Origin of the sequence: Azospirillum sp. INR13, assembly GCF_015390205.1 — a bacterium.
GTDB lineage: Bacteria > Pseudomonadota > Alphaproteobacteria > Azospirillales > Azospirillaceae > Azospirillum.
Genome location: NZ_VUOI01000002.1, coordinates 197,523 through 211,705, shown reverse-complemented (window position 1 = coordinate 211,705; position 14,183 = coordinate 197,523). Strand labels below are relative to the sequence as shown.

Annotated in this window: 10 protein-coding genes; 9 read left to right on the top strand and 1 reads right to left on the bottom strand. The window is 69.0% G+C overall.

Translation table 11 applies throughout. The features are described from left to right. Positions 1-7: 7 nt before the first annotated feature. A complete protein-coding gene (locus tag F1643_RS02660) occupies positions 8-1,537 on the top strand; it encodes an HlyD family type I secretion periplasmic adaptor subunit (RefSeq protein ID WP_194910498.1) in 1,530 nt (509 codons plus the stop codon). Between the two features lie 56 nt (positions 1,538-1,593). Here the strand turns inward: F1643_RS02660 and F1643_RS24305 are convergent, their stop codons facing one another. Beyond that, positions 1,594-3,024 (bottom strand): carbohydrate-binding domain-containing protein, encoded by a 1,431-nt coding sequence (locus tag F1643_RS24305; RefSeq protein WP_194910496.1) that lies wholly within the window; start codon positions 3,022-3,024, stop codon positions 1,594-1,596. Positions 3,025-3,300: 276 nt separating this feature from the next. Here F1643_RS24305 and F1643_RS02650 point away from each other — a divergent pair, with 276 nt between their 5' ends. From F1643_RS02650 to F1643_RS02615, 8 genes are all read left to right on the top strand, one after another. Then, complete coding sequence (locus tag F1643_RS02650) at positions 3,301-3,909, top strand: TetR/AcrR family transcriptional regulator (RefSeq protein WP_194910494.1); 609 nt, start codon at positions 3,301-3,303, stop codon at positions 3,907-3,909. Positions 3,910-3,925: 16 nt separating this feature from the next. Then, on the top strand, positions 3,926-4,213 hold the full coding sequence (locus F1643_RS02645; RefSeq protein ID WP_194910492.1) for a YciI family protein: 288 nt from the start codon (positions 3,926-3,928) through the stop codon (positions 4,211-4,213). 3 nt (positions 4,214-4,216) lie between these two features. After that, positions 4,217-4,843 (top strand): DNA-3-methyladenine glycosylase I, encoded by a 627-nt coding sequence (locus F1643_RS02640; protein ID WP_194910490.1) that lies wholly within the window; start codon positions 4,217-4,219, stop codon positions 4,841-4,843. A gap of 132 nt (positions 4,844-4,975) precedes the next feature. After that, entirely contained in the window at positions 4,976-6,055 is a 1,080-nt protein-coding gene (locus tag F1643_RS02635; protein WP_194910488.1) for a M23 family metallopeptidase, read from the top strand. 267 nt (positions 6,056-6,322) lie between these two features. Further along, positions 6,323-8,317 (top strand): methyl-accepting chemotaxis protein, encoded by a 1,995-nt coding sequence (locus tag F1643_RS02630; protein WP_255542325.1) that lies wholly within the window; start codon positions 6,323-6,325, stop codon positions 8,315-8,317. A gap of 158 nt (positions 8,318-8,475) precedes the next feature. Next, complete coding sequence (locus F1643_RS02625) at positions 8,476-11,211, top strand: right-handed parallel beta-helix repeat-containing protein (RefSeq protein WP_194910486.1); 2,736 nt, start codon at positions 8,476-8,478, stop codon at positions 11,209-11,211. Positions 11,212-11,554: 343 nt separating this feature from the next. Next, entirely contained in the window at positions 11,555-12,658 is a 1,104-nt protein-coding gene (locus F1643_RS02620) for a lysylphosphatidylglycerol synthase transmembrane domain-containing protein (protein WP_255542324.1), read from the top strand. Next, entirely contained in the window at positions 12,655-14,172 is a 1,518-nt protein-coding gene (locus F1643_RS02615; RefSeq protein WP_194910484.1) for a bifunctional class I SAM-dependent methyltransferase/glycosyltransferase family 2 protein, read from the top strand. Before F1643_RS02620 ends, F1643_RS02615 begins: the two co-directional genes overlap by 4 nt. The last annotated feature ends 11 nt before the right edge of the window (positions 14,173-14,183 follow it).

The window sequence follows — 14,183 nt, the reverse complement described above, 5'->3', positions numbered from 1 at the left end:
GAGCGCCATGAGCAAGACGAACGCCGCGGTGAAGGCCACCTCCGCCATCCCCGATCCCAATGGTTCCAACCCCGCCGCGCCCGCCACCCCTGCCGGCGTCAAGCCGCCCGCCAACGTGCCGGGCACCCCCGGCGAGCCGCGCCCGCCGACCCGGCCCCAGGGGCGAACCCAGAAGCGCCGGCGCGACGAGATGGACTTCCTGCCCGACGCGCTGGAGATCCTGGAACGGCCGCCCTCGCCCACCGCGCGGACCTTCACCGCCGTCATCATGCTGGCCTTCACCGCGGCCTGCGCCTGGGCTTGGTTCGGCCATGTTGACGTGGTGGCGGTGGCCCAGGGCCGGGTGGTGCCGAGCGGCCGGACCAAGACCGTCCAGCCGATGCAGACCGGCGTCGTCCGCGCCATCGCCGTCGAGGACGGCCAGCTGGTCAAGGCCGGCCAGACGCTGATCGAACTGGATCCGACCGGGGCGACCGCCGACCGCGACCGCATCCGCTCCGACCTGTCGGCGGCAAGGGCGGAGGTGGCGCGGCTGCGGGCGGCGCTGGAGGTGGTGAACGGCAACCCCGACGCCGTCTTCGCCGCTCCCGCCGGGCTGTCGGCCGAGCTGGCGCGGATGCAGAGCCAGCTGCTGGACAGCCAGATCGCCGAGCAGCGCGCCAAGCTGGCCGCGCTCGACCGCGAGCACGCCCGGCGCGAGGCCGACCGCGCCACCGTGGTGCAGACCATCGCCAAGCTGAACGCCACCCTGCCGCTGATCCGCGAACGGGCGGAGGCGCTGTTCGACCTGTCCCAGCGCGGCACCTCGTCCCGCTTCCAGTATCTCCAGCTCCAGCAGGATCTGGTTGGGCAGGAGCAGGAGCTTCTGGTCCAGAAGATCAAGCTGACGGAGGCCGACGCCTCCATCGCCGCCACCGCCGAGCAGCGCCGCCAGACCGAGGCCGAGTTCCGCCGCCAGCTCTACACCGGACTGGCCGAGGCCGAGCGCAAGGCCGCCTCGCTGGATCAGGAATTGGCCAAGGCAGACCAGCAGGTCGATCTCTTGCGGCTGACCGCGCCGGTGGACGGCTATGTCCAGCAGCTGGCGGTGCACACGGTGGGCGGCGTGGTGACCACCGCCCAGCCGCTGATGGTCATCGTGCCGGAGGACAGCCGGCTGGAGGTGGAGGCCTTCATCCCCAACAAGGACATCGGCTTCGTCCAGACCGGACAGGTGGCGGAGGTGAAGGTGGAGGCCTTCTCCTTCACCAAATACGGCCTGATCCCCGGCCGCGTCGCCTCGCTGTCCAGCGACGCCGTGCAGCAGCAGGCCGACAAGGGAACGGAGAAGAGTGGCGCCAAGGCGCCGGAGGGGGGAGCGGTCTATGCCGCCCGCATCGCGCTGGATCGCGACACGCTGGAGGTCGACGGCAAGGAGACGCGGCTGCAGCCGGGCATGACCGTGACCGCCGAGGTCAAGACCGGCCGCCGCCGCGTCGCCGACTACCTGCTCTCCCCCCTCTCGCGCAGCGCCCAGGAAGCCATGCACGAGCGGTAGAAGTTCCCTCTCCAGGGATCCCCCCTCTCCCCCCCCGGGGAGAGGGGATCTCCAGTTTATGCCGCCATGTCATGCGCGTCGTACCAGGCGTGCAGGCCGTGGGCGGCGTCCTCGAAGGCCGGGAGCAATTCCGGCGTCCAGCCCGCGCCGTCGGCGATCCCATGCGACGCCGCGTTGGCCGAGACGGCATGGCCCAGCAGGTCGCCGGCCTGAAGCTCTGCCAACTGCGCCTGGGACGGAGCCTTGGTACCGAACAGGCTCTTGTCGGCGACGACGACCAGCGTGCCGTTCCACCACATCCCGCTCTGGCCCTTGACCACGTCGCGCCCGTCGAGCGCGCCCTTGTCGTAGGTCACCGCGGCGTCGGTGGCGGCATAGCCGTGGCCGTTCACGCTGACGCTGTCGACGAACAGGTTGCGGTCCTGGCCGCCGGCGAAGCCGTCGTTGTCGTACCGGATCTGCACCTTGTGGGCGCTGTCGGCCGACACGCTGGTGGTGAAGGCGTAGGTCTTCGCCGCGCTGCCGACGGTGGCGCTGCCGACGGCCTGGCCGTCGACCAGAAGGGTGAAGTGGGCGTTGACCCCGGCGGCGGCCGTGCCCTTGGCGTTGACCAGGATGGTGGCGGCGGTGGTCGCGGGCGCGCCCGGTCCGGTGCCGGGCGTCTCCGGCGCGCCGTAGAGTTGGCCGATCTTCGCCAGCATCGCCTGGGTGTTCAGGTCGGTGTAGCCGGTGGCGCCGAGCGGCGTTCCGGTCTGCTTCGCCAGCGACAGGAACTCGTCCTGGGTCAGGGCGCTGCCGCGCAGCGCCAGGGCTTCCTGCTGGGCGAGCGCCACCGCGGCGGTCACCGTCGGGGCGGCGAAGGAGGAGCCGTTGGCCGTCACCGTCCGCCCCGCCAGGTCGGTCAGCCGGATGTCGGTGCCGTCGGCGCACAGGTCGGTGATGCCCGGATTGCGCTGGGCCCAGCCCGGCAGCGCCCCGTCGCCGGTGGAGGCGGTGACGCAGATCGTGTTGTGGTCGGCGGCGAAATAGGAGACGTCGGTCGCCGTCCCGTTCTGCCCGGCATTGCCGGCGGCGGCCGACACCAGCACCCGCTTGGCGGCGAGGCTCGCCAGCTCGTCCGACAGGATGGTCGTCATCTCCGACGAGGCGGAGCCGCCGGCCAGCGACAGGTTGACGCCGACGACGTTGTGGTCCGACGCATGGGCGACGACCCATTGCAGCGCCTGCTCGATCGCTGCTCCCGACGCGGTGGTGGAGTTGTCCGGCATCACCTTCAGCGCGATGATGCCGACGTCCGGCGCCTGCGACAGGATGCGGGAGGTCACCAGGGCGCCGTGGGTGTCGGCGTTGGGGTTGCGCGCATCGCCGTCATTGTCAGCGTAGTCGTGCTGGTAGACCACGGAGGCGGCAGTCTCCCAGGTCGGCGACCAGCCGCTGTCGATGACGACGACCGTCTTGCCGCTGCCGGTATGGGTGCTGTTCGCCATGCTGTCGGTCCCCGCTGTCTGCCGTCGATGAAAAGCGGGGCGGAGTATGAGGGCTGGCGGTGTGGCCTTCGGATGATAAGGACGGGGCGGTTTTGGGGCCGTACCGGCGATATGGAGATACCGACGGACGGAAAAGCCGATCTCATTGACTTTGTCGGACGAGTGTCCTAAAAATTTTCTAGGTCAATTGACCTAGAAAGCTGCGCCGCTTTCCTGCCCGATCCCGGTTCGAAGCATTGGGTGGCGCATGGCACTCAGGTACGGAATGAAAAACCGATGGGCGCAGCAGGCACACGTCAGCAGATCCTGGAGGCTGCCGACCGGCTCTTCTATGAGCAGGGATTCGAAGCCACGTCCTTCGCCGACATCGCCGCGGCCGTCCGGCTGTCCCGCGGCAATTTTTATTATCACTTCAAGACCAAGGACGAGATTCTGGATGCGGTGATCGCCCTGCGTCTCACCAACACCGGCCGGATGCTGGAAGCCTGGGAGGCCGGAACGGACAATCCGGTGGAGCGCATCCGCAGCTTCATCCATATCCTCATCATGAACCGGGCGAAGATCATGCTGTACGGCTGCCCGGTCGGCACGCTTTGCAACGAGCTTTCCAAACTCGATCACGCCGCCAAGGAGGACGCGACCAGGCTCTTCGCCCTGTTCCGCGACTGGCTGGCCCGCCAGTTCGCGGCCCTTGGGCGTGACGCCGACGCCGAAGCGCTCGCCATGCATGTTCTGATGCGAAGCCAGGGCGTCGCGACGCTGGCGACGGCCTTCCGCGACGACGCCTTCGTCCAGCGCGAGGTCGAGGACATGTGCGTCTGGCTGGAGGCGCAGCGCCCCGGCGCAAGCCGCCTCGACCCTGTTTCCCCCCCCCCTCAACCTTAAAAAGGAGCCATCCGGCATGTTCGTCGTCACGCTCAGGTTTTCCGCGAACAGGGCGGAGGCCGCCAAGCATATGGATGGGCACAACGCCTGGATCCGGCGCGGGTTCGGGGACGGCGTCTTTCTGCTGACCGGCAGCCTTCCCGGCGGTGCCGGCGGTGCCGTTCTCGCCCATAACATATCGCGCGACGATCTGGACGCGCGTCTGCGGGATGATCCCTTCGTGGCGGAGAAGGTGGTCGATGCCGACATCCTCGAAATCACGCCGGGTCGCGTCGACGACCGTTTGGCGTTTCTGCAGGCTTAACCGATGAGCGCGACAATTCCCGGACCGGACGGAAGGCCGCGATGCCGCTGGTGCGCGGCGGCACCCGAGTTCTTCGCCTATCACGATTCCGAATGGGGTTTTCCGGTCGGCGATGACCGCCGCCTGTTCGAGAAGCTGTGTCTGGAAGGCTTCCAGTCGGGCTTGAGCTGGCGCACCATCCTTGCCAAGCGGGAGAATTTCCGGGCTGCGTTCGAGGGGTTCGATTACGAGCGGGTGGCCGCCCTCACGCAGGCCGACGTCGAGCGCCTGATGACGAACGAAGGCATCGTCCGTCACCGCGGCAAGATCGAAGCGGTCGTCAACAACGCCCGGCGCGCGCGGGAATTGGTGGAGCGGGAAGGGTCGCTGGCGGCCTATGTCTGGCGCTTCGAGCCGTCGCCTGACGAATGCGCGCCGGCGCAGACCGCTTCCGCCTCCCGGGCGTCGATCGCCCTGTCGAAGGATCTGAAGAAGCGCGGCTGGTCTTTCGTCGGTCCGACGACGGTCTATTCCTTCATGCAGGCGATGGGGCTGATCAACGATCATGTCGAAGACTGTGCGATCCATGGCGAGGTGGAACGGGCCAGGGCCGGATTTCAGCGACCGGGCTGGAAGACCGGCGGAGTCTGAATCTCCCCCACTTATGCGACGGCGCATAAGTGGGGCATGTGGAATGGAGGTGGGGCTGGCCCTCTCCCTCCAGCGCCCCACCTGTTGAAGGACGGTCGGGCAAGAGGGAGCAGTGCTGTGCGAGGGGGGTGGATGAGGGTGCCGGTCCATTATCGCTGGGGATTCGCCGCCCTGGTGTTCCTGCCGTCCGCCGGAACTGCTCAGTCCCCTGCCATCCCTCTTCGCGACGCGCCCAGGCTGGAACTCCCGGTGCGCTGCCGGATCGGGACGGACTGCTTCGTCCAGAACTATGTCGATGCCGATCCGGGACCGGGGATGCGGGACTTCGCCTGCGGCCGGCTGACCTATGACGGGCACAAGGGGACGGATTTCCGCCTGCCCGACCTGGAGGCGATGCGGCGCGGGGTGGCGGTGGTGGCCGCCGCTCCCGGCACGGTCGCCCGCGTGCGCGACGGGATGGAGGATGTCAGCATCCGGCAGAGCGGCGGCGCGCCGGCCGGCTATGATGCGGGCAATGCGGTGGTGGTCGACCATGGCGACGGCTGGGAAACCCAGTACAGCCACCTGAAGCGTGGCAGCGTCATCGTCAAGCCGGGCGACCGGGTGGAGGCGGGCACGCCGCTGGGCCAGATCGGGCTGTCCGGCAAGACCGAGTTTCCCCATGTCGATTTCGGCATCCGTCATGACGGCCGCACGCTCGATCCCTATACGGGCAAGGAGGTGGGCAGCGGCGAGGCGCCGTCCTGCGCCGCCGACCAGGGTGCCGCCGGGAAGGGCGCTGCCGCCCTTCCTCCAGAGACGCTGTGGAGCGGCGACGCGCGCCGGACGCTCGCCTACCGGCCGAGCGCCCTGCTCGGCGCCGGTCTGGCGCCCGAGGCGCCGAAGGCGGAGGTGGCGCGGGACGGCGGCTATGGCGGGGGGAATGACGGCAAACCCCTGCCGGCCGGCACGCCGACGCTGGGCGTCTGGGCGGAGCTGATGGGCGGGCGGCAGGGCGACCGCGTGACCCTGGAGGTGACCGGCCCCGACGGCCGCCGCCTGTTCCGCAGCGAAGGAGCGGTGCCGCGCCCGCTGGCCGTGCTGTTCTTCGGCACCGAGGTGAAGAAGCCCGCCCCCGGTCCCTGGGCGCCCGGCCCCTACCGGGTGACGGTGACGCTCCGCCATGGCGACGAGACGGTGCTGCGGGAGGAGAGGCGGGTGGAGGTGCGATGAATCGCGGCAGATAATCAACCGAAGAGTTCTGTTGAACTCAGGCAATGATCTTCACGTTTCTTAAGTATAAGTTCGTATAACCGTTAAACAAATATTCTTCTATAAAAGAAAAATTTTAAAACTGATGATTGATATATGACTTTGGCCTATGTTGCTGCCGCTCGCGAATGGGCGGCTTCGGAGAATTTGCCGAATTCTCCCTCCAGACTGTAAAGCGTCTGAAGCAATATGGGGATATCCATGAAGAATATCGGGATTTTTGACCGGATGAAAGTGGCGACCCGTATTGCAGCCGGCTTTCTTGTGCTTCTCGTCATCATTGCCGCCATTTCCGGACTGGCCGCATCCGGCCTGCTGTCGGCAAGGAGCGGGTTCGATCAATATGCTGCCATCAGCAGCAACTCGCTGAACATCGAGACGGTCAAGGGCGACCTGTCCGAAATGCGCCGCAACGTGATCTCCTACATCTACACCGGCAATGACGACGCCAAGGAGACGGCGCGGCAGATCCAGAAGCAGTTGGCGGAGCTTCTTCCCCAGGTCATCCAGGCCAACGCGCATCCCGAACGGCGGGCCAATCTGGAACGGATGAGCGTGCTGCTGGCCTCCTACCGGGCCAATTTCGACAGGATGGAGCCGGTGCGGGAACGCCGCGACGATCTGGTCGAGAAGGAAATGGACCCGACCGGACGGACGGCGCGGGAAAACCTGTCGCGGATCATCCGCTCGGCCATGGCGGACGGCGATCTCGAAGCGGCCGCCTATGCCGGCATCGCCCAGGAGTCCCTGATGCTGGCCCGGCTGGAGGCCACCCGTTTCCTCGCCGACCCGCGCGACGAGGTGGCGGACCGCTTCCGCCGGAACGCCGAGGGGTTCGAGAAGGCCGCAGCCGTTCTGGACGGGCATCTCCAGAATCCGGAGCGGCGGCGTCTGGCGGTCGAGACGGCGGAACTGGCGAAGCGCTACCGCAACCAGTTCGAGGAGTTGCGGTCGGCGGCGATCGAGGTCGACCGGCTCGTCAACGGGGTTATGACCAAGGAAGCCAACGAGTTCAAGGATCTGGCCATGCGGACGGTCCGGATGCAGGCCGAGGCGCGGGCCGACCTGCTCAGCGGAACCGAACATGCGATGACGCGGACGATGACGCTGAACCTGGGCTTCGCCGGCGTGGCGCTGCTGGTCGGGCTGCTGGCGGCCTGGGTTGTCGGCCGCAGCATCGCCCGTCCGGTCCGGGCGATGACCGCCGCCATGCGTGGCTTGGCCGGCGGCGACCTGACGGTCGACATTCCGGCCCGCGCCAGCCGTGACGAGATCGGCGACATGGCCAAGGCCGTGCAGATCTTCAAGGACAACGCCGTGGAGCGCGTGCGGCTGGAGGAGGAGCAGGCGCGCGAGCAGGCTGCGAAGGAGTTGCGCAGCCATGTGGTGGAGGGCCTGATCCGCACCTTCGACCGGAAGGTGACGGACGTGCTGGATGGGGTGTCGGCCGCATCGGCCACCCTCGGCGATACTGCCCGCGGCATGGCGGACATCGCCGCCGAGACCACCCGGCAGGCGGCGTCCTCCGCCTCGGCCGCCGAACAGACATCGGCCAACGTGCAGACGGTCGCCGCCGCCACCGAAGAGATGGCCGCCTCCATCCAGGAGATCAGCCGTCAGGTATCCCGCTCCAACGCGGTCGCGTCGCAAGCCGTGCAGGAAGCCGGCGAGACGACCGCATCGGTGCGCGGACTGGCCGATGCCGCCGGACGGATCGGCGACGTCGTCAAGCTGATCCAGGGCATCGCCGAACAGACCAACCTGCTGGCGCTGAACGCCACCATCGAGGCGGCGCGCGCGGGGGAGGCCGGCAAGGGCTTCGCCGTCGTCGCGTCGGAGGTGAAGACGCTCGCCAACCAGACCGCCCGGGCGACGGAGGAGATCGCCGCCCAGATCGCCGGGGTCCAGGGCGCCACCCAGGGGGCGGTGACCGCCATCGAGGACATCGGCAGGACCATCGCCAGCATGAACGAGATCGCCTCGACCATCGCCGCCGCCATCGAGGAGCAGAACGCCACCACCGGCGAGATCACCCGCAACGTCCAGCAGGCGGCGCGCGGCACCGAGGAGGTCAGCGGCACCATCGTCGAGGTGAACGACATGGCCGGCCGGACCGGCACCTCGGCGGACCAGGTGCTGACCGCGTCCGATGCGCTGTCCCGGCAGGCGGTGGAACTGCGCCGCGAAGTCGAAAGCTTCCTGGCCGGCATCCGCGCGGCCTGATCGGGAAGGTGTCAGAAGAAGCGCAAGAGTCAAATCGGCCCCGGCGGAAGTTATCATAAAATTAACACGCGTTCTTCCCACAAAAGAGGATGCTCGAAAGGAGAAACGTTAAGCCTTTCTGCCGTGTGATTGCCTCGTATGGGCAAGGCAATCCGGCAATGACAGACACTCAGCAGGCTTTCTACGTCGCGACCAACGGCAACGATTCCTGGTCGGGGCGTTTGGCGGCACCCAATGCCGACAGGACCGACGGTCCCTTCGCCACGCTGGAGCGCGCGCAGGGCGCGATGCGGGCAACCGGCATCCGCGACACCTATGTGCGCGGCGGCACCTATGCGATGGCGCGCACGGTGACGCTGACCGGGGCCGACAACGGCGTCCGCATCATGGCCTATCCGGGCGAGACGCCGGTCTTCAGCGGCGGCGAGCGGGTCGGCGGCTTCACCGCCATCGGCGGCGGGCTCTATGCCGCGCCGACATCCGCCACCGGCCTCGACCTCTTCATCGGCGGGGTCCGGCAGAAGGTGGCGCAGACCGGCGACTGGAACAGCGGCGATGCCAAATCCGGCTGGTCGGTGCTGGAGGCGGCGGCCGGCGGCGCCAGCCGGACCAGCCTGCGCGTCGGGGCTGGCGATGGGGCGATGGCGGCGGTGCTGGCCGCCGGGGTCCAGCCCGGCACGATGGTCCAGACCTTCGACACCGAGCGGCTGTCCGACAACATCGTCGGCGTCGCCTCCACCGATGCCGGCAGCCGGACCGTCACCTTTACCCAGAGCGCGAAATACGCCCTGCGCAGCGGCGGTACCTATCGCCTGCTGAACGACGACGCCTTCATCCGCGATGCCGGCGAATTCGCCTGGCAGGCCGAGACCGGCCGGCTGGTGGTGAAGCCGCAGGACCCCGGCGCGCTGCTGGCCCAGGGGGCGGTGGTGGCGCGGCTGGGCACGCTTTTGTCGCTGAACGGGGCGAGCGGCGTCACCCTGCAGGGGCTGACCTTCGCCGACACCACCTGGGACGGCTCGGCCCTGACGCTGACGAATGCGTCCGGCAACAGCATCGCCGGCAACCGCTTCGTCAATGCCGGCACCGCGATGACGCTGGCCGGGTCGTCCGGCAACGCGATCGAGGCCAACCGGATGGAGCATCTGGGGGCCGGCGGCATCAAGCTCGCCTACGGCAGCAACGGCAACCGCATCAGCGCCAACAGCATCGACGGCATCGGCGAGGTTCTGAAGGACGTGGCCGGCATCCAGCTCTACGGCACCAGCGGCACGCTGATCTCCGGCAACGACATCCGCAACAGCACGCGCTACGGCATCTCGATCAAGAACTGGGACGGTGCCACCGTCAACACCGATACGGTGGTGGAATACAACCGCATCTACAACACGATGACCGAGACCGCCGACGGCGGCGCCATCGAGATGCTGGGGCGGTCCAACGTCGATACCCGCACGATCATCCGCGGCAACGACATCCGCAACGTCGGCGGGCTGGCGACCGACGGGTCGGGCTGGCTCGACCGCCACAAGAGCTTCGGCATCTATCTGGACGACATGGCCAACGGCGTCACCGTCCAGGACAACTTCATCCAGAACACCGGCTGGGCCGGCGTCTTCATCCATGGCGGTGATTCCAACAGCGTCACCAACAACTTCGCCGTCCTGTCCAACCCGCGCGAGCGCTTCATCCGGCTGGAATGGGTGCCGAGCGCCGGCAACATCGGACTGCTGGCCAACAACAGCGTCACCGGCAACGTCATCTCCTCCTCCACCGGGACCGATTACTGGGAGTTCTGGACCCCCGGCGCCTACAGCGTCACCGGCAACCTGCTGCAGGGGACGCGCGGGCTGAACGGCGGCGACAGGGTGTCGTCCGGCCTGTTCGTCGACCCGTCGGCCGGCGACTTCCGGCTCGGCAGCGGCACCGCGGCGGAGCTCGGTCTTTCCCTGGGCATCCGCGACCTGGATTGGGCGCGGATGGGCAGCGCGCCGCTGACGGTGCCGGGGATCCCCGCCCCCGGTGCCGGCGGCGGATCCGGAGGCGGTGACTCGCCGTCGACCGGCACGGGCGGCGCGCCCGCCGCGGCTGGACCGGCCTTCTCGCCGCTGGCCTACATCGCCTCCTACGCCGACCTGTCGGCGCTCTTCGGCGCCAACGCCGCCGCCGGTGCGGCGCATTACGCCGCCAGCGGCCGGGCGGAGGGACGGACGGTCAGCTTCGATCCCTTGGCCTACATCGCCTCCCATGGCGACCTGTCGGCGGTCTTCGGCACCAACGGCGATGCGGGCGCCGCCCATTACATCACCAGCGGCCGGACGGAGGGCCGGGCGGTCAGTTTCGATCCGCTGGCCTACCTCGCCTCCTACGGCGACCTGTCGGCGATCTTCGGCACCGACCGGACGGCGGCGGCGATGCACTACATCGCCAGCGGCCGGGCCGAGGGGCGGACGGTCAGCTTCGACCCGCTGGCCTACCTCGCCTCCTACGGCGACCTGTCGGCGATCTTCGGCACCGACCGCACGGCGGCGGCGATGCATTACATCACCGGCGGCCGGGCCGAGGGGCGGACGGTCACCTTCAACCCGCTGTCCTATCTGGCGGCCAACGCCGACCTTGCCGCCGCCTTCGGCACCGACACCACCCGGGCCGGGCTGCATTACCTGGGCGCCGGCCGGACGGAGGGGCGGAGCACCGGCTTCAACGCGTCGGCCTATCTGGCGGCCAACGGCGACGTCGCCGCGGCCACCGGCGGCGACCTGACGGCGGCGATGCGGCATTACATCCAGAACGGCCGGCTGGAGGGCCGGACGCTGAGTCCCGCCTCCTCGTCGGCCCGTTCGGCGGGGATGCTGCCGGAAAGCGCGATGCTGGCCGCATCCGGGATGGGGTGAGCGGGGAGCCGGCCCCTCTCCCGCGGAGATTGCATATGGGAAATCGAACGACGACGTTGCTCTTCGGATGCCCTTCTCCCCTTGCGGGGCGGGATGAGGGGGGCCGGCCGACGGCCGGGGAAATTAATGGCTTGTGACCCCTCACCCCAACCCGCGGGTCGGCAAAACGCCTTCGGCGTTTGGCCGATCCCGCCCCGCAGGGGGAGAGGGGCTTTCGCGGCGGACCACCTCCAAATGCGCTGACCGAGCATCTCCCGCCTGATTGGGTGACAAGCCGGGCGTGAGCCGTTAAAACGGCCCGTTCGGCGCCGCTGTCCCGCGGCACCCGGATTTCCATGCGGGGATGATGGCTCAGGCTCTTCTCGACACCCCCTTCGCCCAGCCGGCCGAGCCCAATCCGTTGGGAACGGACCCGCTGGGAAAGGGGCCCGGCAAACCGGCCGGACGGCGGTGGCCGCTGCTGGTCAAGCTGGCGGTGACGGTCGCGATCCTGGGCGCGCTCGCCGCGGGAGCCGACTGGCAGGGCATCGTCGCGCGCCTGTCGGCCGCCGACCCGTGGCTGTTCGCCGCCGGCTTCGCCGTGAAGGCGCTGACCCTGCCCTTCGCCTCGCAGCGGTGGCGGGCGGTCGGACGGGCCGCCGGTTTCCGGCTGACCCGCTGGACCGCCTTCCGCCTGCAGATGGCCAGCGGCTTCCTGGGGCAGATCCTGCCGGGATCGGTGGGGGCCGACCTGCTGCGCGGCTGGTTCACCTGGCGGCTCGGCCATCCGGCCGGCCCGGTGATGCTGGCCCTGCTGGTCGACCGGCTGATGGCGCTGCTGGGCGTGGTGCTGATCGGGCTGGTCGGGCTGCCGCATCTGGCGGCGGTGGCGCCGCCCGCCGTCGCCGGCACCGTCCTGGCCGGCGCGCTTGTCCTGGCCGTGGCCATGGGGCTGCTTCTGCTGGCCGGCCGCATCCCGCGCGACCGGCTGCCGATCCCGAAGCGGCTGCGCGACGGTGGGTTGGTGCGGACCGCCTGGGGGGCGGTGGCGCAACTGCGCGCCATGGCCGGCAACCCTGCCGCCTGGGCGGCGCTGGGCCACAGCGTCGGCGTCCATCTCGCCACCATCGGCGCCACCATCCTGTTCGCCCGCTCCGTCGGCCTGCCGCTCGGCTGGCTGGACGGGCTGGCCATCGTGCCGGCCGCCATCGTCGCCGCAGCCCTGCCCGTCTCGCTCGGCGGCTGGGGCGTGCGCGAGGGGGCGATGGTCGCCGGCTTCGCGCTGCTCGGCTTCGATGCCGGCGCGGCGCTTCTGGTCTCGCTGCTGATCGGGCTGTCGATCGCCGTCCTGTCGCTGCCCGGCGGCCTGTTCTGGCTGCTGCTGCGCAACGAGACCGCCTCCCGGCCCGATCCTGTCCAGCCGGGCATCGCAGTGCCCGCTGCCCTTTCCACGGATTCCACCCGATGACCGACCAGCCCCTTCCGACGCTCGACCGGACCATTGCTCCGAAGGCCGCCCCGGATGCCGCAACGCCGCGTGCGCTCTCCCCCCGGCAGGAGCGCATCCGCGGGCTGTTCGACGCCATGGCCCCCCTGCGCGACCGTTGGGCCGAGCGCAACCGCGCCTTCCACGAGGCCGACCGCGCCTATCTGCGCTTCCTGATCCCGGAAGGGGCGACCGTGCTGGAGATCGGCTGCGGCGTCGGCGACACGCTGGCGGCGCTCAAGCCGTCGCGCGGCGTCGGCATCGACCTCAGCCCGGCGACGATCGAGGCGGCGAAGGCCCGCCACCCGCAGCTGGAACTGATCGCCGCCGACGCCGAGAACCCGGCGACCATCGACGCCGTGGAGGGTCCGTTCAGCCACATCCTGCTGTCGGGCACCATCGGCTTCCTCGACGACATCGAGGAGACGCTGCGCCTGCTGCGCCGGGTCGCCAATCCCAAGACCCGCATCATCGTCAGCTACCATTCCCGCGTCTGGGAGCCGATCCTGTGGGCGGCGGAGAAGCTGGGAATGCGCATGCCGCAGGGCCAGCAGAACTGGCTGTCGACCAGCGACATCGTCAACCTGCTCGATCTGGCCGGCTGGGAGCCGGTGCGCCGCGAATGGCGCCAGCTGATCCCGAAGCGGCTGTTCGGGCTGGGCACGCTGGTCAACCGCTACATCGCGCCCCTGCCCGGCATCCGCCGGCTGTGCGTGCGCAACTATGTCGTGGCCCGGCCGCAGCCCACCGTGGAGGAGGTCACCGTCGACGGCAAGCCGGCCTCGGTCACCATCCTGATCCCCTGCCGCAACGAGCGCGGCAACATCGAGAACGCCATCCGCCGCCTGCCCCGCTTCGCCCCCGACATCGAGGTGATCTATGTCGAGGGCAACAGCCAGGACAACACCTTTGATGAATGCCTGCGCGTCCGCGACGCCTATCCCGACTGGGACATCAAGGTCATGAAGCAGCCCGGCAAGGGCAAGGGCGACGCGGTGCGCGCCGGCTTCGCCGTGGCGCGCGGCGACATCCTGATCATCCTCGACGCCGACCTGACGGTGCCGCCGGAGACGATGGGGAAATTCTACCAGGCCATGGTGTCGGGGCGCGGCGAGTTCGTGAACGGCACGCGGCTCGTTTACCCGATGGCGCCGGAGGCGATGCGCTTCCTGAACTTCCTGGCCAACCGGGCCTTCGCGCGCATCTTCTCCTTCCTGCTGAACCAGCGCTTCACCGACACGCTGTGCGGCACCAAGGTGCTGTGGCGCGAGGATTACGAGACCATCGTCGCCAACCGCCACTACTTCGGCGACTTCGATCCCTTCGGCGATTTCGACCTGATCTTCGGCGCCGCCAAGCAGAACCTGAAGATCGTCGAGGTGCCGGTGCGCTACGCCGACCGCAGCTATGGCGAGACCCAGATCTCCCGCTTCACCCATGGCTGGCTGCTGGCCCGCATGGTGGTCTTCGCCTGGAAGAAGCTGAAGGCGTTCTAAGCCTTCAGCGC